Raw genomic sequence first — 24525 nt, forward strand, 5'->3', positions numbered from 1 at the left:
AAGATGAGTAGAGGTACTCGTACATTTCATATCTACCGCTACGATCCTGATAAGGATAAAGCACCGTACATGCAAACTTTTAAGCTTGAATTGACTGATAAGCACCGTATGTTGCTTGATGCGCTTCTTGCATTGAAAGTTCAGGACGAATCTTTGACATTCCGTCGCTCATGCCGTGAAGGGATCTGTGGTTCTGATGGTGTGAATATTAATGGTAAAAACGGTTTGGCGTGTCTTTGGAACCTCAATGATCTGCCAAATGAAATTACTATTCGTCCACTTCCAGGTCTTCCTGTCGTAAAAGACCTGGTGGTAGACATGAATCAGTTCTACGATCAGTACAACAAGATTCACCCGTTCTTGATCAACAACCAGCCTGCGCCACCAAAAGAGCGTTTGCAGTCTCCGGAAGAGCGTGAGCATCTAGATGGTCTGTATGAATGTATTCTTTGTGCATGTTGTTCAACTTCATGCCCATCATTCTGGTGGAACCCGGACAAGTTCCTGGGTCCTTCAGCATTGTTGAATGCATACCGTTTCATTATTGATTCGCGTGATACAGGTACTCAGGAGCGTTTGGCTCGTCTTGACGACCCATTCTCATTGTTCCGTTGTAAAGGTATCATGAACTGTGTATCGGTATGTCCGAAAGGTCTGAACCCAACTAAAGCAATCGGTCACATCCGTAATATGCTTTTAGATATGGCAGGCTAATAGGCTAAGCAATCAGTTCCCAAAAAAAGCACACCTACTGGTGTGCTTTTTTTATATATTTGAGCTAGATGTAAAAATGATAAATAGAAAAACAGGGATGTAATGCTTAAAATACATCATGTGGGTTAGAGAAAAAAGGCGCAAAATATCAGGTGCTGACCTCAACTATGAACATGCATCTGATTATTTTATTCATTTATGGTTTTTAGATGTAAAAGTGACCTGAAAAATAAACAGAAGGATGTTATTATATAACTGCTGGTGTAAAGGGAGTGGATTGAAAGATTTGCTCTCTTTTTATTTATCTTGATTCGTTAGGAAAGTCTTGGACTTAAGTCTACGTTGAATCTGATTTTTAAATACAGCACCATATAGTAGAGTAAAACTTCTACACTGTATTTAGCCAATTTATAGGAGGTATGTGTCAAAAAAATCAATTGAAAACTGATAACATGTTAGCATTTAGCCTAAGTTTAAATCGAAAAAGTGTGCCACTTGGGTACATTTTTTAAACACTGCAACTGAAAGAGAGTGTTATATAAGGTTATATAAAAGTCGCTTTAGCAAAAATATGCGTTAAAACCTTGTTTTTCCTAAGTCGATTTGCAAAAAAATTGCTCGGTCACGATCGGGTATTCAATGAGTGATGATGCCGCTGAGGGGCGTTATTATTCATTAAACATATCAAGGTTTACTTGGTGTGGTGATAACGCCTCATGGCTTATGCCTTATGGGGGACTAATGTCATATTACAAATTTGACATTAAAAATCCTGGGTTTTGCTTAAAAAGCATCCTGAAAATGTTTTTGCAATAGGAAATGGGTCCACAAATGCAAGAAGTTGCTGACGCTCTGCGTCTTGACACTGAACTTTCCGCTGATAGTGCAGCGTATATTGAAGAACTTTATGAGCAGTACCTCACTGCTCCAGACTCAGTAGGTGCTGACTGGAGAGCGTACTTCGATAAATTCCCAAAAGGTGATCAACCACACAGTAATGTACGTGAGCAATTCCTACTTTTAGGTCGCAATTCAAGCCGTATTCAGCCTGTTATCCAATCAGCAGTAAGCTCAGAGCATGAACGTCGTCAAATTGGCGTATTACAGCTGATTGCTGCTTACCGTAATCGTGGTCATCAGAAAGCAAAACTCGATCCATTAGGTTTGGCAAAGCGTGAAATTGTTCCAGATCTGGATCTTGCTGCGCATGGTTTAACCCAGTCTGATCTGGACACTGTGTTCAATACCGGCAATCTCGCTATCGGTAAAGAAGAAGCGACTCTGGGTGAAATGGTTCAGGCGATGGAAGCAATTTATTGCTCTTCAATCGGTGCTGAATACATGCACATCGTGGACACTAAAGAAAAACGCTGGATCCAGCAGCGTCTGGAAAGTGCGCGCGGTCAGTATGGTTTAAATGCAGAACAGAAAAAGCATGTTCTGGAGCGCTTGACTGCTGCTGAAGGCCTGGAAAAATATCTGGGTAATAAATTTGTTGGTGCGAAACGTTTCGGTGTTGAAGGTGGTGAATCTTTCATTCCAATGGTGAATGAGATTATTCAGCGTGCCGGCTCAGTAGGCTGTAAAGAAGTGGTTATTGGTATGCCACACCGTGGCCGTCTGAACCTTCTTGTCAATATCATGGGTAAAAACCCGGCTGACCTGTTTGGTGAGTTTGAAGGTAAATCAATCCACAAGAAAGGTTCTGGTGACGTTAAATATCACCAAGGTTTCTCTTCTAACGTCATGACTCCGGGTGGCGAAGTTCACTTGGCACTGGCATTTAACCCGTCGCATCTTGAGATTGTTGGACCAGTGGTTGAAGGTTCGGTGCGTGCACGCCAAGTCCGTCGTAAAGACATTGGTGGTGATGATGTATTACCGCTTATCGTTCACGGTGATGCGGCATTTGCAGGTCAGGGCGTTAACCAGGAAACCTTCCAGATGTCACAAACGCGTGGCTATACAGTAGGTGGTACGGTTCATATCGTCATCAATAACCAGGTTGGTTTTACAACCTCTGACCCACGTGATGCGCGCTCTACAGAATACTGTACTGACATTGCAAAAATGATTCAGGCACCGATCTTCCATGTCAATGGTGATGATCCTGAAGCGGTGATTTTCGTTTCTCAACTGGCACATGATTTCCGTCATACTTTCCGTAAAGATGTCGTGATTGACATGTTCTGTTACCGTCGTCGTGGTCATAACGAAGCGGATGAGCCGGCTGCAACCCAGCCAATGATGTATCAAGTGATCAACAAGAAGCCGACAACTCGTACGCTTTATGCAGATCAGCTGGTACAACAAGGCGTGCTTGACCGTGCAGAAGCAGACCAGTTAATTGAAAGCTATCGCGCTGATTTGGAAGCGGGCAATCATGTTGCTAACGCTTTGGTTCTTGAGCCGAACAAAAAAATGTTTGTGGACTGGACACCTTATCTGGGTCATGACTACACAGACGAGTGGGACACGACCTGTTCACTTGAGCGCCTAAAAGAACTTGGCAAAAAAATGCGTGAGCTTCCAGAAGGTTTTGTCATGCAACGCCAAGTGTCTAAAGTCATTGATGACCGTCTGAAAATGCAGACTGGTGAAATACCGTTGAACTGGGGTGCTGCTGAAACTTTAGCTTATGCCTCTCTTCTGGATGATGGTTATCTGGTGCGCTTAACTGGTGAAGATGTAGGTCGTGGTACTTTCTCACATCGTCATGCAAAACTGCATAATCAGGTGGATGGTTCAACTTATATTCCATTGTGCCATATCAAAGAGAACCAGCCGCGTGTTGCAATTTATGACTCATTATTGTCTGAAATGGCAGTACTGGCATTTGAATACGGCTATGCAACAACTCTTCCAAAGAGCTTGATTATCTGGGAAGCGCAGTTCGGTGACTTTGCAAACTGTGCACAAGTGGTGATTGACCAGTTTATCTCGTCTGGTGAAACCAAGTGGGAGCGTGTGTGTGGCTTAACTATGCTACTTCCACACGGTTATGAAGGTCAGGGTCCTGAGCATTCCTCTGCACGTCTGGAACGTTTCTTGCAGTTATGTGCTGAAGAAAACATGCAAGTGATGACACCGACTACCCCTGCACAGATTTTCCATGCTTTACGTCGTCAGGCGATCCGCCCGATCCGTAAACCAATGATCATCATGTCACCGAAGTCATTGCTGCGTCATAAGCTGGCGGTTTCTACCCTGGATGAGCTGGCAACTGGCACATTCCAGACAGTGATTGACGAAATCGACAACATCAACAAGGCAGATGTAACTCGTCTCGTGTTATGTGGTGGTAAGGTTTACTACGACTTACTGGAAAAACGTCGTGAAAAAGAATTGAACAATACTGCGATTGTACGTATTGAACAATTGTATCCATATCCTGAAGCACGTCTGGCGGAAGTCCTTGCTGCTTATCCGAACATCAAAGAAATTGTTTGGGCGCAAGAAGAGCCGAAAAACCAGGGCGCTTGGCTGTTCATCGCACCTCGTTTATACGATGATGTAATGAAATCAGGTAAACAAGTACGTATTAGCTACGCAGGCCGTGAAGCTTCTGCTGCACCGGCATGTGGTTCACCATATTTGCATGCAAAACAACAAGCTCAGCTCATCAACGACGCGCTTGCGATCGATGCTGAATAATCAGGAGATTCTAAAGAATGGCAACCGAAATTAAAGCACCGGTATTCCCAGAGTCAGTTGCGGACGGTACGATCGCAACTTGGCACAAACAACCAGGTGAAGCAGTATCACGTGATGAAGTGATTTGCGATATTGAAACAGATAAAGTTGTTTTAGAAGTTGTTGCTCCTGCAGACGGTACTATTGCATCAATCGTGAAAAACGAAGGTGATACAGTACTTTCAGCTGAAGTGATTGCACAGTTTGAAGAAGGCGCTGTTTCTGGCGCTGCTCAAACTCAGGCAGTTCAGTCTGAAGAGAAAGTTGAACAAGCTGCGGCGAATACTGAAGCAGGTAATTCACCAATTGTTGAGCGTCAGCAAGTACAAGACCAAGCGCCTGCAGTACGTAAAGCCTTGACTGAAACTGGTATTGCTGCAAGCGATGTAGAAGGTACAGGCCGTGGTGGTCGTATCACTAAAGAAGACGTGGCAAATCACCAGGCGAAGCCAGCTGCTCCTGCTGCTGCACCATTAAGTGTAGCTGTTGGTGAACGTATTGAAAAACGTGTTCCAATGACGCGTCTACGTAAGCGTGTTGCTGAACGTCTACTTGCTGCAACTCAAGAAACAGCAATGTTGACGACGTTCAACGAAGTAAACATGAAACCAATCATGGACATGCGTGCTCAATATAAAGATGCATTCGAAAAACGCCACGGTGCGCGTCTGGGCTTCATGTCATTCTTTGTTAAGGCAGCAACTGAAGCACTTAAACGTTACCCGGCAGTAAACGCGTCTATTGATGGTGAAGACATCGTTTACCATGGTTACTACGACATCGGTGTAGCAGTATCTTCTGACCGTGGTCTAGTGGTTCCTGTACTTCGTGATACCGATCGCATGAACTATGCTGAAGTTGAAAGTGGTATCCGTGCATATGCTGCTAAGGCACGTGACGGTAAGCTGGGTATCGAAGATATGACTGGCGGTACATTCACCATTACTAATGGTGGTACTTTTGGTTCATTACTTTCTACGCCAATTTTGAACACACCACAAACAGCAATTCTGGGTATGCACAAAATCCAGGAGCGACCAATGGCGGTGAATGGTCAGGTTGAAATTCTACCAATGATGTACCTGGCACTTTCTTATGACCACCGTCTGATTGATGGTAAGGAAGCAGTAGGCTTCTTGGTAACAATCAAAGAATTGTTAGAAGAGCCAGCTAAACTGATCCTTGACCTTTAATTCTAAAAAATAAAGCATGGGCTTAGGGCGATCCTCTAAGCCCATTTTTGGAGATAAAAATGTCTCAACAATTTGATCTTGTTGTTATTGGCGGCGGCCCTGGTGGTTATGAAGCTGCAATCCGTGCAGCGCAACTTGGCTATAAAGTTGCCTGTATCGAAAAACGTATTCATAAAGGCAAGCCGTCTCTAGGTGGTACCTGCTTAAACGTGGGTTGTATCCCATCTAAAGCGTTACTTGATTCTTCTCACCGTTATGAAGATACAGTGCATCACTTAGATGATCACGGTATTACGACTGGTGAAGTGAAATTTGACCTTGCAAAACTTCTTGCTCGTAAAGACAAAATTGTTAACCAATTAACCATGGGTATCGACGGTCTTTTGAAAGGCAACGGTATCGAATGGTTAAAAGGTACGGGTAAATTGCTGGCAGGCAAAAAAGTTGAATTTGTGTCGCACGAAGGTGAAACTCAAATTTTAGAACCGAAGTATGTCATCTTGGCAACGGGTTCTGTGCCGGTCAATATTCCGGTAGCGCCTGTTGATCAAGACCTTATTGTTGATTCGACTGGTGCACTTGAGTTCCAGGAAGTACCTCAGCGTTTGGGCGTGATTGGTGCGGGTGTTATCGGTCTGGAGCTTGGCTCTGTCTGGCGTCGTCTGGGTGCTGAAGTTGTTGTATTTGAAGCAATGGATGCCTTTTTACCAATGGCGGATAAAGCCTTGGCAAAAGACTATCAAAAACTGTTAACTAAACAGGGTCTAGATATCCGTGTTGGCGCGAAAGTGTCTGGCACCGAAGTGAATGGCCGTGAAGTTACAGTTAAATACACACAAGGTGGTGAAGAAAAAACTCAAACTTTCGATAAGTTGATCGTGTGTGTAGGGCGTCGTGCTTATGCTGAAGGCCTGTTGGCTGATGACTGTGGGATCAAACTGACTGAACGTGGTTTGGTTGAAGTAAATGATTGGTGTGCAACTTCTATTGAAGGCGTATACGCAATTGGTGATTTGGTACGTGGTCCAATGCTTGCACATAAAGCCATGGAAGAAGGTGTTATGGCAGTTGAACGTATCCACGGTCATGCTGCACAAGTCAACTACGACACTATCATTTCAGTTATCTATACACACCCTGAAGCGGCGTGGGTAGGTTTAACTGAAGAGCAAGCGAAAGAAAAAGGCCACGAAGTGAAGACTGGCCAATTTGGCTTTGCTGCGAATGGTCGTGCCATGGCGGCAGGTGAAAATGCTGGTTTCGTGAAATTTGTTGCGGATGCCAAAACTGACCGTTTACTGGGTATGCATGTGATTGGGCCGGCTGCGTCTGATATTGTTCACCAAGGTATGATCGCACTTGAGTTTGTATCGAGTGTTGAAGATCTGCAATTGATGACTTTTGGTCACCCAACCTTCTCTGAAGTTGTACATGAAGCAGCTTTAGCTGTGGATGGACGAGCGATTCACGCGATTCAGCGTAAACGTAAGTAATACCAAAAAGAGCGGCTTAAGCCGCTCTTTTTGCATTTGGTGGTTGTTTTTATATGAATAATCATCTAAGAATAAAGATAAGAAACAACATTGAGTTCTAAAACACCAATCTTGATTGTGAATCAAGAAATATGGGTCGATGTATAACAAGTCAAATAAGTAGTAAAAGGTTAATCAATGAATTTACATGAATATCAAGCCAAAGCGTTATTAAAAAAATATGGTATGCCAGTACAGGAAGGCATACTTGCCACTAATGCTGATGAAACCGTACAGGCATTTGAGCAATTAGGCGGAAAGTTTGCAGTCCTCAAGGCCCAGGTTCATGCGGGTGGTCGTGGTAAGGCAGGTGGTGTTAAAGTGGTAAAGTCGGCAGAAGAAGCAGCCGAATATGCTAATCAGATTATTGGCTCAAGTCTGGTGACTTATCAGACGGATGCTAATGGACAGCCGGTAAACAGTATTCTGGTATCAGAAGATGTATATCCCGTTGAGCGTGAGTTGTACTTAGGGGCTGTGGTGGATCGTTCAAGCCGCCGAGTCACTTTTATGGTATCCACCGAAGGTGGTGTTGATATTGAAAAAGTCGCAGAAGAAACCCCGGAAAAAATTATTAAAGTTGAGGTAGATCCGCTGGTTGGTCTATTGCCATTTCAGGCACGTGAAGCCGCTTTTGCACTAAAACTTAAAGATGGGCAAATCAATCAGTTTGTCAAAATTATGAGTGCAGCCTATGACGCATTCATAGAAAATGATTTTGCCCTGTTTGAAATTAACCCGCTATCTGTGCGTGAAAATGGCGATATTCTTTGTGTGGATGCTAAGATTGGTATTGATTCAAATGCTTTATACCGTCTGCCTGAGATTGCAGCACTACGTGATACCTCACAGGAAAATGAGCGTGAATTAAAAGCTTCTGAATTTGATTTGAACTATGTGGCACTAGAGGGCAATATTGGTTGTATGGTCAATGGGGCCGGTCTTGCGATGGCAACCATGGATATTATCAAGCTCTATGGTGGACAGCCGGCCAATTTCCTTGATGTCGGTGGCGGCGCAACCAAAGATCGCGTAATTGAAGCCTTTAAGATTATTTTGGCAGATAGCTCTGTACAAGGAGTATTGATCAATATTTTTGGTGGAATTGTACGTTGTGACATGATTGCTGAAGCAATTATTGCAGCAGTTCAGGAAGTGAATGTGACAGTGCCTGTGGTTGTTCGCCTGCAAGGGAACAATGCAGAATTAGGAGCACAATTACTGGATAAATCTGGTTTGAAATTAATTTCTGCAACAGGCCTTGCTGATGCTGCAGAAAAAATCGTTGCTGCTGTGAAAGCTTAAGGGGTATCTAACATGAGCGTATTAGTTAATAAAGACACGAAAGTATTGGTACAGGGCTTCACTGGCAAAAACGGCACATTTCATTCAGAACAAGCGATTGCTTATGGTACCCAAGTGGTGGGCGGGGTAACCCCAGGCAAGGGTGGTCAGACCCATCTGGATCTACCCGTATTTAACACCATGCGTGAGGCGGTTCGTGAAACCAATGCGGATGCTTCTGTCATTTATGTTCCTGCGCCTTTCGTACTGGATTCAATTGTAGAGGCGGTGGATTCTGGTATTGGTTTGATTGTGGTGATCACTGAAGGTGTACCAACACTCGATATGTTAAAGGCTAAGCGTTATCTTGAAACCAATGGCAATGGTACACGCCTGATTGGTCCAAACTGTCCAGGGATTATTACACCTGAAGAATGCAAGATCGGAATTATGCCGGGCCATATTCATAAGAAAGGTAAAATCGGAATTATCTCGCGTTCAGGTACCTTGACCTATGAAGCCGTTGCGCAAACCACGAAGCTAGGTTTGGGTCAGTCAACCTGTATCGGTATTGGAGGTGATCCAATTCCGGGCATGAACCAGATTGATTGCTTAAAACTGTTCCAGGAAGATCCTGAAACTGAAGCCATTATTATGATTGGTGAAATTGGCGGGACTGCTGAGGAAGAAGCAGCAGAATATATCCAGTCGAATGTCACTAAGCCGGTAGTCGGTTATATCGCGGGTGTAACAGCACCAAAAGGCAAGCGTATGGGGCATGCCGGTGCGATCATTTCAGGCGGAAAGGGCACTGCAGAAGAGAAATTTGCAGCTTTTGAACGTGCAGGAATGGCGTATACGCGTAGTCCGGCTGAGCTCGGTTCTACTATGTTGGAAGTATTGAAAGAGAAAGGTTTAGTGTAAGTTAAAACTTCTTTAAAAAATCCCCTAACTGGGGATTTTTTTATCTTCATATAGAAGTATTGTGGTTTTAGGTAAAAAAAGTTCTTAAATCCAAACCATAATCACTGTAAATATTGTATATTTTGTTTACTTTATGAAATATAGTGTGACATAGTTAACATAATTTTGTTGTGTATTGATACTTACTAAAATAGTGTGAAAGGATATGAATTATAAAAAGTCAATCTGGGTGACTTGTATTATAGCAAGTACTTCTTCGATTACATGTGTAAAGGCAGCAGATAGTATTGATCAATTGAGGGAAGCAAGTGTCATTTTGATTCGGGGAGGCCAAGTTGAAGAGGGACTAAGTCAATTAAGTGCTTTATTGGCTGAACAGCCAAAAAATCAAAACCTTCTTGCAGACTATATAGTGAGTGCACATGCCTATCAAAAATTAACATTGGCTGATCTGCATCATTTATCGAACATCCATATTCAAAGTTTTCCTGAATATGCTTGGCTGAGTGTTATTAAAGGGCAACGCGATTTAAAACAATTCCAGTCAGCTGCAAAGTGGGCAGACATCTTTTATCAAAGAAGCCAACAGCAACAATGGTTGGTATGGCAGGGTGTGTTAAATGCAGAATCGGGTCAAACTGTTCAGGCAAAGCAACTGCTGGCGCAAGTCAAACAGGATCAACTGAGTCCTGACTATTTAGCGCAAATGTCATATGCATACCGGCTGCTCGACATGCCGATCGAGGCACTTGCAACGGCGAAGGCTGCGCTAAACAAGCAGGTCGATGGCGATATACAAGAGCAATATATTTTGGCCTTGATGGCGAATAGCGATTATGCAGAAGCTGAACAATATATTCAAAATCATCACTTAAGTGCATTACGTCCAAACCTGCAGCATAGTTTGAAGCTTCATGAGTTTTCTCAGCGCATTCAAAATGCAATTCAGTCGCAGCGTATGCTGACTTATCGTGATCAGGGTATGTTGGCTTACAGCAAGTTAGATCACGTCATTACAGACATGCAGCATTATGAAGCTGCGCTTCCAGAAGATCAGGCGATTAGGCGCAAGTTTTATTATGACTATAGCTATGCCTTAAATACTCGACAGGCATCAAAACAAGTTTTGGCTGAATTGCAAAAAGTGAATCTGCCGATTTTAGATATGCCAGCCTATGTGCGCCATGCTGCGGCAGACAGTTATTTGAAATTACGTCAGCCCAAACAGGCTGAAGTCTACTATCGCAGTCTGTTATCAGAAAAAAACTATCCTGATTATGATGTGTATGCGGGCTTGTATTACTCCCTTATTGAGCAAGAAAAATTTAAACAAGCAGATCAGCTGATTGTTCAAATGGATCATTTATTGCCAACCTTTAATTATAGTGCGGCAAAAGGTGTAAATCGAACTACACATGATGATCGTTTAGAGTACCTGGGCTTAAAAGGGTTGAACTACGCTTATCGTAATGAACATGCCATGGCTGAACGATATTTTGAACAGTTGGTCGCGCAGGCGCCGAATAATGTGAGCTATCGAAATAACCTGGCGTTAATTCAGCGTTGGCGAGAAAAACCGGAGCTGTCCGAGAGTAATTTAGCTCAATTGCGAGGAGTAGAGCCGGTTGATCAGGCTACACGTATTAACCATATGCAAAATAGCCAGGCCTTAGGCAATATTCAGTGGTGGCGTGCGCAAAATGCGGATTTGATGCAACGCTCACCTTTGGATACCGGCGTACAGCTGAGTCAAAAGGAATTAAATGATCGTAACCGTCCCACTATTCAGCACCAAAGTACCCTTTCAAAAAGTAAATCGGACAGCCGGGATTTATTGGTGCAGTTAAAGGGTGCTCGTGAGCGTGATCATCAGACACGTCTCAACAGCCCGTGGTTGTATGATAACTATCGAGCCTACGCCACCCATGACTATCGCTGGTCTGATTTTGATGATGGTGAAGTGGATGATAGCCGTATTGGACTTGGGGTGGAATGGGCTTCAAATCGAAAACACGCCAGCATTGCCCTATCACAGACCACAGATGGCGACCGGTTCGGAGCTGAGCTTGAGTGGTCGCAGTGGCTTAATGATCACTGGAATTATCATATGGCGTATAACAGTCAGGCAGATATTCCTTTGCAAGCTGTTCGACGTGGTTTTGATGGTCAATCTTATAATGTTGGTTTCAACTGGCAACAAAACGAATCTCGCAAGGCTGGAGCAACCTATCAGCTAACGGATATTGATGATGGCAACACACGGCAAGAAGCGGCTGCATACTTTATGCAGCAAGTTTATCAGGCACCCCATCATATTACCCAGGCAAGTCTGCGTGGTTATTATGGGAAAAATGATGATATTGCCGCAGACTATTTTAATCCTGAATCCAATTACAGCTTAGAGCTGGGTTTAGCCCATGACTGGATGACATGGCGGAATTATGATCGTCACTTTAGTCAGCACTTTGAAGCAAGTGCAGGAACCTATAAACAGAAAGATTATTCGGCAGACGCAATTTATAACGTCTATTACCAACATGAATGGCAACTGTCGAGAACATGGAAGCTTCATTACGGCATTGGTTGGGGAGTACATCCATATGATGGTGACTCAGAGGAAAGAACTTATGGTGTGATTGGCTTTGAGGGGCGTTTCTAATGAAAACATTAACCAATATTTTGATAGCCTTGAGTTTAACCAGTACAGTTGTAGTACCAATAAATGCTCATGCAGAATTACAAAAGCCAAAACAAATCAAGTTACAAGATAATCAGTTTGTGACCCTAACTTTCCATGATGTTCGGGATGATGTAGCAAAGCGCGGTGACCGTGATGTTTATGCCATTAGTACGAAAAATTTAGCGCAATATTTGGAGTGGATTAAACGTGAAGGCTGGCAACCGATTCGTTTAGAAGATATTTGGTTGGCGCGGCAAGGCAAAAAAACCTTACCCAATAAAGCGCTACTTTTAACTTTTGATGATGGTGCATTAAGTAGCTATAGCCGTGTTTTTCCACTTTTAAAACAATATAAAATGCCAGCGGTATTTGCGATACCGACCAGCTGGATTAATGGAAATACCAAGGATGCCTATGAAGCCTATGGGACAGGCAACTTAATGACCTGGTCACAGATGCGCGAAATGGTTGCCTCGGGCTATGCTGAATTCGTATCGCACTCAGATAATATGCATCACGGTATTTTGGCCAATCCCCAGAAAAATATGCAACCTGCGGCAATTACGCGTGAATATTTGGAAAAGCAAAAGCGTTATGAAACAGATAGTGAATATCGCAGTCGTGTTATTGCAGACTTAAAGAAATCAAAACAGGTGTTAGATCGGGAATTAGGTATAAATACCCGCGCGATTTTTTGGCCTTATGGCGCCGTGACGGCAGAAAGTGAAGAGTTGGCAGCTAAAGCTGGTTTCCCAATGTCATTTAGCTTGGGAAGTGTCGCGCCACTTGCTGACTCGGTGAAAACCTACCAACGTGCTCTGATCATGGATAATCCGATGCCTGAAATGATTAATCAGGAAATGTTGGAGTTTTTGAATTATGTGCGTGCGCCCTATAAGCAGCGCAAGAGCTTTCTGCGTTTTGACTTGGCAGAAATGCAATCTGACAATAATGAACAGTTCAATCAGAAACTCGGACAGTTACTGGATAGCATTGATGCTCTAAAAACCAATACGCTTATTCTTAAAGCGGTATCTGATCGCAATGGTGATGGAAAAATCGATGTTGCCTATTTCCCAAACCGCCAATTACACATGCAGCAAGATATGCTTAACCGTGTGGTGTGGCAGTCGCGGACACGGATTGGGAATCGTGTCTATGCCGAATTACCAGTGAGCTTAGAAACTGAACAGAACTTAGATCTGGCTGTAATGACGGCTGACTTGGTGAAGAACAATACCTCGATAGAAGGCTTAATGCTGGATACCGGTTCTATGCTGGCCTGTGCGCTGCGTCAGAAAAACTGGGAGGCAGGATGCGAGGCACAGGTGGAACAGGTGTTTCAAATCAAAGAACGCACCAAGGCTCAAGCAAAATACTATGCCAATATTAGTAATAACTACCAGACTGCCTTGAAATTTAAGTTAGATCAAACGCAGCTTGAGGGTTTAAAAGCTCTCCTTGACTACAGCTTGGATTATGCCGATTTTATTTATATTGAATTAGATCCTATTCAGCAACCTGAAGTGTTTAACGCGCTCTTAAAGCAGGTTCGGACTTTTAATGATAAAGAACAGCAGCATTTAATTGCCAGTTTTAACATCCCCGATCAACTGACAAAACAACAAGTGAAACAACTCAAAAAATCTTATCAGCAACTTAGAAGTTTAGCGATCCAAAAAGTCGGTGTGAATAATTACAGTTTTAATCATACCCGGGTAATTCATCAAAACCTTTATCCTGAGCTGAGTTTAAATGACAGCCCATTGAATTACCGTGATCCATTTACTCAAAAAGTTTTGGAGAAAAAGTAATGCAATGGTTATCGAATTTGAGTTTTAATGACTATTATTTTGGTTTTGCATTTTTATATCCACTCTTTATGGCTTGGCTATGGATTGCAGGCGGACTATGGTTCTTTCTAAAACGTGAATATAAACAACAGGAGATTCCTGAACCGAGTGAACATGCCTGTAGTATTTTAATCCCTTGTTTTAATGAAGAAGAACAAGTCCGTGAAACCATTAAATATGCAATGCAAACCCAATATCCCAACTTTGAAGTGATTGCTATCAATGATGGGAGCAGTGATAAAACGGCTGAAATTCTAGATGAATTGCAGCAGACCTATCCACGGTTACGCGTTGTCCATCTGGCTGAGAATCAAGGCAAAGCTTATGCATTAAAGGCCGGTGCCATGGTGAGTCAATATGAATATTTGGTGTGTATCGATGGAGATGCATTGCTGCATCCACATGCAGTGCTATGGATGATGCATCATTTAACCCATTATCCGCGTGTGGGTGCGGTGACGGGAAATCCAAGAATTATTAATCGTTCAAGTATTTTGGGTAAAATCCAGGTGGGTGAATTCTCATCTATTATTGGTCTCATTAAGCGTGCACAACGTACATATGGTCGTATTTTTACTGTATCCGGAGTGTTGGTTGCATTTCGTAAAACGGCTTTAGACCGTATTGGATATTGGCGTGATGACATGATTACGGAAGATATCGATGTGTCATGGCGTTTGCAGTTTGATCATTGGGATCTGCAGTATGTGCCGAATGCACTCGGCTATATTTATATGCCTGAAACCTTTAAAGGTTTATGGAAACAACGCCTGCGCTGGGCTCAAGGCGGGATTGAAGTGCTATTGGCATATACTCCAAAAATGTTTAACTGGCGTTTACGCCGTATGTGGCCGGTTGTGATCGAGTCCATGATCAGTATCGTTTGGGCCTATGTCATGTTTGGTATTATATTGCTTTACCTGTATGGGCTATTTTTTCCTTTGCCGGGTGAGTGGGCCATCCAGTCACTGGTTCCACAGTGGTATGGAGTAATTCTAGGGGTCACCTGTCTTATTCAGTTTTTTGTCAGTCTGATGATTGATAACCGCTATGACCGTGGCCGTATTTTAAGAAACTATTTTTGGGTCATCTGGTATCCTTTATTTTTCTGGGTTTTGACTATGATGACCACAGTGGTTGCGGTGCCTAAAACATTATTAAAAACTCAAAAACGTGCGCGATGGGTGAGTCCAGATCGTGGCTTTAGAAGGGAGGCCGAAGATGCAAAAAAAGGAAGTATTTAAAGTCGTTACCGACAAAGCATTACTCGATATTCCTGCTTATATTGATCAACCTGAATATGTTCGTAATAAGGCGGTAGGTTATAGCTTATTGGCATTCGGCTGGGTGGTATGGATGTGGTTGTTTATGCCGTTGCTGACCTTGTTCTTTTGGTGGGTGGAAGGCGGTTTGGTCTATGACCAGCTGGTTGTGGCCGAAATGCCCAAAGAATCCTTAAATTTATTTCAGTTGATGGGGCTTATCGCGACGTTCATTTCATGTCTGTTTCTTTGGGCAGGTTATAACTGGTATCGTTTTCATAATAAGGAAAAGCGATTATCTCCGAAGAACGTCACAACCTCGGATCTGGCTCAAAGTTTTAGTGTAAATACTTATGATATCAGGCGTTTACAGCAAGCAAAAAATATTACCTTACACTACAGTGAAGAAGGTGAACTTAGGGCTTATGATCTGAGTGATCAGCTGGAAATACCGACTGCAAAGTGGACGCATGTGGATGTTGCTGCACAAAATCGTCAGGATAATAGCCAAAGTGTTTAACACCATGTTGTTTTAGTAACTCCATGGTTTTAGCAAGTTCTTGAGTGGAGATTTTTTGATTATTTCTCCATTTGACTGCTTGAAGCTCGAAAATCGTACGATCCAAAGTTGGGTCGTATTTTTTTGCCTGAGCAATAAGGTCTAAATAAAATTGCTGGTGATTCGTGCTTTCTTCCATATAGGGCATGGCCATAATTGCATTATAGTCATAATGCACCAGTGTACTGGCTTGAGATTGACTAAACCATTGTTCACTTTTCGGATTGAGTACAACGGGGGCATACATATTGCGTGCGGTCAGCAGGTGAGGTTGTTGTTTTTTTAAAATCTGGCTAATGCCTGCTGCAAACTGGTCAAGATAAGCGGTCTTGTATTGTGCAAATTTAAACTGTTCAGGATGTTGTGGTTGACCTAAAATAGATAAATCTTTAAATCCCCAAGAGCCATAGGTTTTTTTAGCGATTTGAGAGTTATCTTCATAATCACTGAGGGTAATATCGTCATGATATAAAATGCCGTCGACTGGATTATTCTGAATAAAATCAATAAAAATCTCTGCCACTAAGTTCATATTTTTTTGGTCAAAAGGGCTGATACGAATATAGCCTGAGCTAGCTCCCTGGCTATGAGTCACATACTGAAGAGACTCAGTTTCCGGAAACTCCCAAGCAATCAGCGGAAGCCATGCATAGATCTGTTTAACCTGAGTGTACTGTCTAATTTCGCTAAGAACTGTAGGGAATAAATTATTTCGTGTTGGAATATGCCTGTTTTTAAAATAAACCTGATCTGCCGACCCATTGGCATCCGGATCGGCAAATGCTTGTAAAAATATCGTATTAGGTTGAATTTGCTGGATACGTGCAATCAAAGCTTTAATATTGCGTTGTTGCTGTTCTTTATCAGTATCGAAAACATAGTCGAGATCAATATGCATAATACGCATTTGATCAATTTTCATCATTTTAGAAGGTGGAAGGTTTTCTGCTTGGTATTTCGCAACAAGCACATTAATTGGATGGTTTTTAATGAAGACCGGTGCCTTGGAGTGAGATAAGGGGTTGCATGCAAATAAAGGCAGAGTTGTTATACACATCAGTAGGGTATTCAATTTTTTTTTATCTAAAAAATAAGACATGAGGCTTACTATAAAAAACAAAATCAGGATAAATACTGTAATAGAAAAAACCTGGCTCCGGGAGAATTTATGTAGTGTTCTGTATTCTTTACTGTTAGAGATGCAGAGAAAAATAAAAATAGCTTGCATAAAGCAAGGGATTAAATAAAAACCGCAAATGAGGATGCAGAAGGAAACGAGCTACTGCCTTTCGGAACGAGCATATTCTTGCCGCTATCTGGTGATGAATCATGTATTTAGAAGACTGGATTTCCTGCCTCACGCCCTATATCAGCTAAAAAGCTTGCGAAATATATCTTTCTGGTTGCAAACATAGATGAATTGCCAACAGACCCTAATACTCTATAGCCTGGAAGCCATTTTTAGTTTTTTGGGTTAGCACAACTATCTGACCTTGCTGAAGAATATGATTCTGTTCTGGTTCAACCAGTACATAATGCGTATGACCATATGGATCACGCACCTTGGCCTGTGCAGGAGAATTTAGCTTCGCTTCACCTAAAATAATAACGGCTTTGCATCCAAGTAGCTCGTCACTATAGAGGGCTGTGGTTTCCTCCTGAGGAATAACTTTAGTGGCCAGCATTGCCCACCAGCGTACGACAGGCATGCACAGCAACAGACAGGCAGGGGTGATAATCCAAACGTTGAACAACTGATTGCTAAAGTATTCAAAAATGCCTTGAATCAAGAAGCCGCTCAAACCAAAACAGGTCAGAAAAATAATCAGCCAGATAAAAAAAGGTAACTGGCTAATATAAAGCCAGTCCAATACTTTAAACAATATTCCCGGATTCTGTTCAACTGCAATATCGGCCTGTACGGCGTCATGAGGCCAGAACTGCTCCAGAATATTCTGCGAGCCACCTCCTAGAATCAATAGCACGCACTCCAAAGCTGCAAACATCAGCATCAGGCTTAAGCTGATACTGAATACGATATTTGAAGGATGAGTGAACAGTTCCCACATTGCTGTTGTCTCAAATATTTATGGTTATGGTCAAATATATAATGGATAAAAGATAACAGTTATCATTCAAATTGTATCCAATAGATTACATAAAATACTAGAATGAAAATTGAAAAAGGCTAGTATTTAATGTTATGCACTTAAGGAGAGTTAAGCATAGAAAAAGATCAAGCGCAAAGTTTTTAATCATAAATTCATTTTTATAATATTTATTAGACGAATGGACAGATGAAAGTCAAAACAAGAAAATTCAAGCATGAGGGGATGTATAAAAGAGAGAGTAGGGAAAGTGAGTATGATGATCCTACTCTGGGGGGGAGAAGCGTTTGTAGAAGTACTTAAAGTAGGGCAGTTTGGATGCGAACTTTCATGTCCAGCGCCTGCTGTAAAAGATAATATTTCATCCATTTCACCTGCTCACCCATCGGGTTGGTTTTGACTGCGCTTTCCAAAAACTGAAGTTCAGGCTGATTAAATAACTGTTGCTGCAAAGCCTGTTCCAGTGTCTGGGTATTTGCAGAGAGTGGTAAAGCCACCAGATAAAAGGCTTTAGGGTAATTATAAAAAGCATAGAGCAGGTTAAAGGCCTTTTGATCACCTTTCAGATTATCGGCACCAATCTCATAAGCAGCATTCTGGTTACTGTAGGTAATACCGAGCAGATACTCCCAATGTCCTTCCTGTTGGCGCAAACCAAACTGGATACCGATCTGGTCTGCCGTCAGTTCATGCTGCAGATAAATATTTAAAGGGCTGCCATCTTCAGTCAATGGTTCCTGTAATACCAAAATAGAGGATTGATGCTGATAGAGATAACCAGCAAGCCGTGCTTTTTCCAGAGAGGCTTTTAAGGTTGCAAGATCGAAAGCGTTATGGGGCATATAAAAGAATAAAATTCAGAGAGTAAATTCTTGCAACTCTAGTTTTTTTTCTATCGCTTGTGAACCCCACTTTAGTTGATTTTTCTATTATATTTTTTTAAAAAAACTATAAGAAAATATACTGAGGAGGAGGCTGATGGAATGGTGCTAGTTTAGCTTGAAATTTGGATTCACTAAAATTGATAGTTGATATTAGTGAAGTTTTATATGAGCTTTTGAGATATGAATATCATAAAACAAGCAATCGTTATAAAAAGTTACTCTCTATAATAATTATAAATTTCTATAAAGTGTCATTAAGTACACATGTAATCCGCAGGTTGTCCATGTCATTAAATGAGGAAAGACTTACTCATCTTAAACAGCTTGAAGCTGAGAGTATTCACATCATTCGCGAAGTTGCTGCCGAGTTTGAAAATCCGGTTATGCTTTACTCAATCGGTAAAGATTCAGCCGTTATGCTGCATTTAGCCCTAAAAGCGTTTTACCCTGCAAAACTTCCATTTCCTCTACTGCATGTAGATACGGGCTGGAAATTTAAAGACATGATCACCTTTCGTGACAACATGGCAAAAACCCATGGTTTTGATTTGATCGTTCATCAAAATAAAGAAGGTCGCGACGCAGGCATCAACCCATTCGATCACGGCAGTTCCAAATATACTGACATCATGAAAACTCAGGGTTTGAAACAGGCACTAGATCAGTATGGCTTTGATGCAGCCTTTGGGGGCGCGCGTCGTGATGAAGAAAAATCACGTGCAAAAGAACGGGTATATTCATTCCGTGACAGCAAACACCGTTGGGACCCGAAAAACCAGCGTCCAGAACTGTGGAATCTGTATAACGGTAAAGTCAACAAGGGCGAAAGTATTCGTGTATTCCCATTGTCGAACTGGACAGAGCTCGACATCTGGCAATATATCTATCTGGAGCAGATTCCAATTGTTCCATTGTACTATGCAGCGAAACGCCCGGTAGTTGAACGTGGCGGCGCCTGGATCATGGTAGATGATGAACGCATGCCACTGAAAGAAGGCGAAGTTCCAGAAATGAAATCGGTACGTTTCCGTACACTGGGCTGTTATCCATTAACCGGGGCAGTCGAGTCAGAAGCCGATAGCTTGCCTGAGATTATCCAGGAGATGTTGCTGGCAACCAGCTCTGAACGTCAGGGACGTATGATTGACCATGATGAAGCGGGCTCGATGGAAAAGAAAAAACAGGAAGGCTACTTCTAATTAATCTCCCACCTAACCCTCTTTTGGTGCAAGAGGGGGAATAACCATCCTTTTTATGAAAGAAAGATGGAGGTGCGTGAAAGATTAAAACTGATTTCTAAAGCATTTGTGGAGTTTGAGCCATGTCTCATCAATCAGAACTGATCAGCCAGGATATTCTGGCTTACTTAAAGCAACATGAAAATAAAGACCTGCTGCGTTTCCTGACTTGCGGTAATGTAGATGATGGCAAGTCGACCCTGATCGGTCGTCTGTTATATGATTCAAAGCTGATCTATGAAGATCATCTGCAAGCGGTAACCCGGGATTCAAAAAAAGTTGGTACGACTGGCGATGCACCTGATCTGGCTTTGCTGGTTGATGGCCTGCAAGCTGAGCGTGAGCAGGGCATTACCATTGATGTGGCTTACCGTTATTTCTCGACTGAAAAGCGTAAGTTCATCATCGCGGATACGCCGGGACATGAGCAATATACCCGTAACATGGCGACTGGTGCGTCGACTGCGGATCTGGCGATTATCCTGATTGATGCCCGTTATGGCGTACAGACCCAGACACGCCGTCATACCTTTATTGCCAGCCTGCTTGGTATCAAGAACATTATTGTTGCCATTAACAAAATGGATCTGGTGGAGTTTTCTCAAGCACGTTTCAACGAGATTCAGGCCGAATACACCAGTTTTGTGAATCAGTTAGGGGATCGCAAACCGGCGAATATCGTATTTACCCCAATTTCGGCCTTGAATGGCGATAACGTGGTGAACGAGTCTGAACACACACCGTGGTATACCGGGCAGACCTTAATGGGGACGCTTGAGTCGGTGGAGGTTTCTCATCAGGCAGACAAACAGGAATTCCGTTTACCTGTACAGTATGTCAATCGCCCAAATCTGGATTTTCGCGGGTTCTGCGGTACAATCGCGCTCGGTGAAATCGCAGTAGGGGATGAGATTGTTGCCTTGCCGTCGGGTAAAAAGTCGACGGTAAAAGAAATTGTGACTTTTGATGGTAACTTGCCACGTGCCTTTGCAGGTCAGGCCATTACTTTAACGCTGAATGACGAGATTGATATTTCTCGTGGCAACATGCTGGTCAAAGCAGGGGATACACCTTTGGCATCACGTTCAGTTCGTGCTTCTGTGGTATGGATGAATGATCAGCCTTTGGTAAAGGGCAAGCTTTATAATGTGAAGCTGGGTACACAAATCGTTCCTGCCAAAGTGGAACAGATTAATTACCGTGTGGACGTGAATACACTGGAAAAAACTCAGGTAGAGCAGCTTAATCTGAATACGATTGCTGATGTCGTCATCGAGTTTGATGCGCCTGTGGTCTTTGACCGTTATCAGGACAGTCGTCATACCGGTTCGTTTATCTTTATTGACCGTTTAAGCAACGTAACTGTCGGTGCCGGCATGGTTGAGGAAGCGGTTGAATGGGTAGTTCATACCAATCCTGTTACTGCTGAAGATCGTGCTGCACGTTTAGGTCAGAAGCCTGCGATAGTATCTGTATCCGCCCAAGCACTGGAAAGTGCCCAAGCCCTAGAAAGCCTGTTAATTCAACAAGGTGTGGTGGCTATTGCCAAATCAGGTTTAACCGCAGAGCAGGTTGCGCTGCTTCGTGAAACGGGTGTTGTGGTTATCACTGAAGTGAGCGAAGGCGCTGATGTGACTTATGTTCAAGAAGCGGTTGAAGAACTGGCTGAAAAAATTGTGGAATTGGTTCGTCTATAAGACAGGACTGTTTTGAGAAACAACCCGCTAATATATGGCGGGTTTTTTTATGGTTTCAAAGATGACTGGAATGAATTAAAGAAATACTTAAAAGTCAATAATTCACATAAGTATTCACTCTCTATAGAATCTGTCTAAGAGGTGAATATAATGAAAAAAATTCTAGTTTTATTAGGACTATGTTTGGCTTTTGGGGCGGAAGCGAAACAAAATGGACAAAGTACTGAAGCGATTAAGCAAAAAATGATTCAGCAGTCGATTGAAAGTTATCCGGGAAATTGTCCTTGTCCATACAATACTGCAAAAAATGGGAGTCGATGCGGTAAGCGTAGTGCTTATAACCGGGCGGGTGGGTATAAGCCATTTTATCTATGCTTAAACTCTTAGTGCCTTGACCATACCTATAATTAAAACCGGCTTTAGTGAGTTGAAAAGGCTATACCCAGAATATCATCGTGTTGGTTTGTCATATACAGGCATTCTATTCGCGCCGTGTTGTGATGTCAGGCATGGATTTTGGATGGTGCTAAGCGTTTTTTTAAGTCAGAACACGCCAGGCACTTCTGATGCAGATTATGATAAGAAAAATAAACAGATATAGAAGAAACTCACTGGTTATCGAGGTCGTCTGGTGAAGTCTGTAGTAATGGATAAGAAAGAGCAGAAGTATGATGCTAAGAAGATAAAGCATTAGGCTTTTTAATATTAATTGCTATAAGCGGCATATTAAGTACGGGCGTGGAAAAATGCAAAAATAGTCTTGCTGATCAGTTTCTCGCTGCTCATCTTCAGGATGAATGTGTACTTCATTATGTCTGCAATTGATCAGGCCTAAATCCTGAGTTTTTTCTGATCATGTATTTAGTCAGACAATGGACTTAATTTAACCATTAAACCATGTGGCTGAGCAGCCTGAAATTCCAGATGGTAATGATATTTTCTTAAGAGCGTTTTAACCAAAGACAGACCTAAGCCATGACCGGGTTGCTGGGAAGATTTACGCCAGAAGCGCTGTCCCAGATTCTCCATTTCAGTTTGATTCAATATGCTGCCATTATCTTGAAAAATCATAGATTTATCTTGCATAGATATAGAAATAACATCGGCATGTGCATGCAGAGCCGCATTCTCCATCAGGTTTTTTAAAACCGTATATAAGGCAAAGTCTGGCAGCTGAATGCTGGTCAGGCTTTCCCAGTCGATATTCAGGCTTTTCTGAAGCGCAGGATAAGCTGGTTGCAGGTCTTGAATAACTTGTCTTAATACGCTTGCTACTTCTGTTGAGCCTAATTCTTCTATTTTATTGTGTTCCAGAGAAGAAAGCGTTAAAAGCTGCTCCAGAAGCTCGGCATATCTGCGGATACTGGTATCGGCCTGCTGTAAATTTTGCTGTAACTTGGGCGATGCCTCGTGCTGTGCCATCAACTGGGCCAGCTGGACATGGGTTTTAATGGCAGTTAAAGGACTGCGTAATTCATGGGCAGCGTAGGCCGTAAAGACTTTTTCATTTTCCAGACTATGATGCAGCTTTTGAATCAGTTGTGTTGAATTGTCGACGAAAGGCTGCACTTCATGCGGAATATGTCTAGGGTCAAGATCGGTTAAATATTGGGTTGCCGCCGTCAGGGTTAAATTCTTTTGACTTAAATGCTGGGCGATGTCATCCAGGCTTTTAAATTCCCTGCGAATAATCAGTACAATCAGGATGGTACAGATCAATAAGGAAAGCATCAGGGGAATAAGTACGGATCGTAAAATCTGCTGTAACAAGGATTCACGCAGGAACATGCGCTCAGCGGCGACAATCTGTATATCACCTTTACGCAGTACATAGCTGCGCCATTCAATGCCGCCAGATTGCCAGGTGCTGAATCCAGACGGCTGTTGGCTCAGGTTGGCAGGCGCTCCCCGGGTTTTGGCCAAAACCTGCTGGCCCACTGAAATATCCGAGCTGAACAGAGACACTTCACAGGCAATCAGGTTTTCAGCATCTGCCGATTTATTGGGTTGCTGTATCAGTTCATGATGAATGGCTTGTATGGGAAGTTGTTGAATCAGGCGCGCCACCATATGCGCTGACGCAGAAAGGCGTTGATCCAGCGTCTCTTGCAGGCGTTTTTGCAGGTCAATATACAGCCAGGCAAAAACGATACTCCATAAACACAAAAAGACCAGTAATAAGCTGATGACCAGACGCCATTTTAAACTGTAGCTACGCATCAGCTTTCCCCGGGAGCTTTAAACATATAACCCACACCACGGATGGTCTGGATAAAATCAGCATTTAATTTTTGACGCAGATGGTAAATATGCACATTTAAGGCATTGCTCTCAATACTGTCCTGATAACCATAGAGTTTATCCAGTAGCTGCTCATTTTTCAGAATCTGGTTGGGATGACTCATCAGGGTCTCCAGTAAACTGTATTCACGTCTGGACAGCTGAATGGCCTGCTGCTGATAGAACACTTCCTGAGTATCGCGATTCAAGCTGAGGTCTGCAAACTGCAAGATATTCGATGAAAAGCCCCGATGGCGCCGGCTAAGGGCATGGATACGGGCAATCAGTTCATCCAGCTCAAAAGGCTTGGTCAGATAGTCATCAGCACCCAGGTTTAAGGCTTCTACACATTGCTGAGTATGTAAACGTGCTGTCAGCACGAGCACAGGTAGATGAATCTGGTCCTGGCGCCACTGTTTTAGTAACTCCAGGCCATCCTGATCCGGCAGTCCCAAGTCGAGCAGACACAGATCTACGGCGCTATGGCGGACAAAATAATCCGCTGTACGTGCTGTACTGACATGCTCTACAGAAATATTTAAAAAATCCAGAGCTGCACAAATACTCTGCGCAATATAGGGATCATCTTCGACCAGGACGACGAACATACTCTTTCCTTCCGAT

The 24525-nt window shown here is 42.8% G+C and carries 18 protein-coding genes; 13 read left to right on the top strand and 5 right to left on the bottom strand.

Annotated features, from left to right (window positions below; genetic code table 11):
* Positions 1 to 3: 3 nt before the first annotated feature.
* The 10 genes from NI461_RS04880 to pgaD all read left to right on the top strand — a co-directional run bounded on the left by NI461_RS04880 (position 4) and on the right by pgaD (position 15655).
* The gene (locus NI461_RS04880) at positions 4 to 714 is read left to right on the top strand and encodes a succinate dehydrogenase iron-sulfur subunit (RefSeq protein WP_151202966.1); all 711 of its coding nucleotides are present in this window, start codon (positions 4 to 6) and stop codon (positions 712 to 714) included.
* 831 nt (positions 715 to 1545) lie between these two features.
* Positions 1546 to 4368, top strand: coding sequence for a 2-oxoglutarate dehydrogenase E1 component (locus tag NI461_RS04885; RefSeq protein WP_151202964.1), 2823 nt, complete (start codon positions 1546 to 1548; stop codon positions 4366 to 4368).
* 17 nt (positions 4369 to 4385) lie between these two features.
* Positions 4386 to 5600: a 2-oxoglutarate dehydrogenase complex dihydrolipoyllysine-residue succinyltransferase gene (gene odhB / locus NI461_RS04890; RefSeq protein ID WP_151206428.1), complete on the top strand. Its 1215-nt coding sequence runs from the start codon at positions 4386 to 4388 to the stop codon at positions 5598 to 5600.
* 59 nt (positions 5601 to 5659) lie between these two features.
* Positions 5660 to 7093, top strand: coding sequence for a dihydrolipoyl dehydrogenase (gene lpdA / locus NI461_RS04895; RefSeq protein ID WP_174659515.1), 1434 nt, complete (start codon positions 5660 to 5662; stop codon positions 7091 to 7093).
* Between the two features lie 177 nt (positions 7094 to 7270).
* The gene (gene sucC, locus NI461_RS04900) at positions 7271 to 8437 is read left to right on the top strand and encodes an ADP-forming succinate--CoA ligase subunit beta (RefSeq protein WP_253156675.1); all 1167 of its coding nucleotides are present in this window, start codon (positions 7271 to 7273) and stop codon (positions 8435 to 8437) included.
* A 12-nt stretch (positions 8438 to 8449) separates the two neighbouring features.
* Positions 8450 to 9340: a succinate--CoA ligase subunit alpha gene (gene sucD, locus NI461_RS04905; RefSeq protein ID WP_253156677.1), complete on the top strand. Its 891-nt coding sequence runs from the start codon at positions 8450 to 8452 to the stop codon at positions 9338 to 9340.
* Positions 9341 to 9545: 205 nt separating this feature from the next.
* Positions 9546 to 11999: a poly-beta-1,6 N-acetyl-D-glucosamine export porin PgaA gene (pgaA, locus tag NI461_RS04910; RefSeq protein WP_253156679.1), complete on the top strand. Its 2454-nt coding sequence runs from the start codon at positions 9546 to 9548 to the stop codon at positions 11997 to 11999.
* Positions 11999 to 13834, top strand: a complete 1836-nt coding sequence (gene pgaB / locus NI461_RS04915; RefSeq protein WP_253156681.1) for a poly-beta-1,6-N-acetyl-D-glucosamine N-deacetylase PgaB — start codon at positions 11999 to 12001, stop codon at positions 13832 to 13834. The genes pgaA and pgaB (NI461_RS04915) overlap by 1 nt, the downstream gene beginning before the upstream one ends.
* On the top strand, positions 13834 to 15117 hold the full coding sequence (gene pgaC, locus NI461_RS04920) for a poly-beta-1,6-N-acetyl-D-glucosamine synthase (RefSeq protein WP_253151117.1): 1284 nt from the start codon (positions 13834 to 13836) through the stop codon (positions 15115 to 15117). The genes pgaB (NI461_RS04915) and pgaC overlap by 1 nt, the downstream gene beginning before the upstream one ends.
* The gene (gene pgaD / locus NI461_RS04925; protein WP_253156683.1) at positions 15095 to 15655 is read left to right on the top strand and encodes a poly-beta-1,6-N-acetyl-D-glucosamine biosynthesis protein PgaD; all 561 of its coding nucleotides are present in this window, start codon (positions 15095 to 15097) and stop codon (positions 15653 to 15655) included. The genes pgaC and pgaD overlap by 23 nt, the downstream gene beginning before the upstream one ends.
* On the opposite strand, the gene pgaB (NI461_RS04930) is transcribed toward pgaD, so the two are convergent.
* From pgaB (NI461_RS04930) to NI461_RS04940, 3 genes are all read right to left on the bottom strand, one after another.
* Positions 15552 to 16922 (bottom strand): poly-beta-1,6-N-acetyl-D-glucosamine N-deacetylase PgaB, encoded by a 1371-nt coding sequence (gene pgaB / locus NI461_RS04930; RefSeq protein ID WP_253156685.1) that lies wholly within the window; start codon positions 16920 to 16922, stop codon positions 15552 to 15554. The genes pgaD and pgaB (NI461_RS04930) overlap by 104 nt on opposite strands.
* Positions 16923 to 17127: 205 nt before the next feature.
* Positions 17128 to 17763: a YqiJ family protein gene (locus tag NI461_RS04935; protein ID WP_151206421.1), complete on the bottom strand. Its 636-nt coding sequence runs from the start codon at positions 17761 to 17763 to the stop codon at positions 17128 to 17130.
* Between the two features lie 338 nt (positions 17764 to 18101).
* A complete protein-coding gene (locus tag NI461_RS04940; RefSeq protein ID WP_253156687.1) occupies positions 18102 to 18644 on the bottom strand; it encodes a hypothetical protein in 543 nt (180 codons plus the stop codon).
* 326 nt (positions 18645 to 18970) lie between these two features.
* On the opposite strand from NI461_RS04940, the gene cysD reads away from it, so the two are divergent.
* From cysD to NI461_RS04955, 3 genes are all read left to right on the top strand, one after another.
* Positions 18971 to 19885 (top strand): sulfate adenylyltransferase subunit CysD, encoded by a 915-nt coding sequence (cysD, locus tag NI461_RS04945; protein ID WP_151206419.1) that lies wholly within the window; start codon positions 18971 to 18973, stop codon positions 19883 to 19885.
* Between the two features lie 122 nt (positions 19886 to 20007).
* On the top strand, positions 20008 to 21621 hold the full coding sequence (gene cysN, locus NI461_RS04950; protein ID WP_253156689.1) for a sulfate adenylyltransferase subunit CysN: 1614 nt from the start codon (positions 20008 to 20010) through the stop codon (positions 21619 to 21621).
* A gap of 150 nt (positions 21622 to 21771) precedes the next feature.
* Positions 21772 to 22008: a hypothetical protein gene (locus NI461_RS04955; protein WP_253156690.1), complete on the top strand. Its 237-nt coding sequence runs from the start codon at positions 21772 to 21774 to the stop codon at positions 22006 to 22008.
* A gap of 474 nt (positions 22009 to 22482) precedes the next feature.
* Here NI461_RS04955 and NI461_RS04960 read toward each other — a convergent pair whose 3' ends face one another.
* Both NI461_RS04960 and NI461_RS04965 read right to left on the bottom strand, forming a co-directional pair.
* Positions 22483 to 23841, bottom strand: coding sequence for an ATP-binding protein (locus tag NI461_RS04960; protein ID WP_253156691.1), 1359 nt, complete (start codon positions 23839 to 23841; stop codon positions 22483 to 22485).
* Positions 23841 to 24509 carry a response regulator transcription factor gene (locus NI461_RS04965; protein ID WP_151202934.1) on the bottom strand — a complete coding sequence of 223 codons (669 nt, stop codon included), beginning with the start codon at positions 24507 to 24509 and terminating at the stop codon, positions 23841 to 23843. The genes NI461_RS04960 and NI461_RS04965 overlap by 1 nt, the downstream gene beginning before the upstream one ends.
* Between the last annotated feature and the right edge of the window lie 16 nt (positions 24510 to 24525).

Origin of the sequence: Acinetobacter sp. S4400-12 (genome assembly GCF_024129495.1) — a bacterium.
Lineage (GTDB): Bacteria > Pseudomonadota > Gammaproteobacteria > Pseudomonadales > Moraxellaceae > Acinetobacter > Acinetobacter lwoffii_C.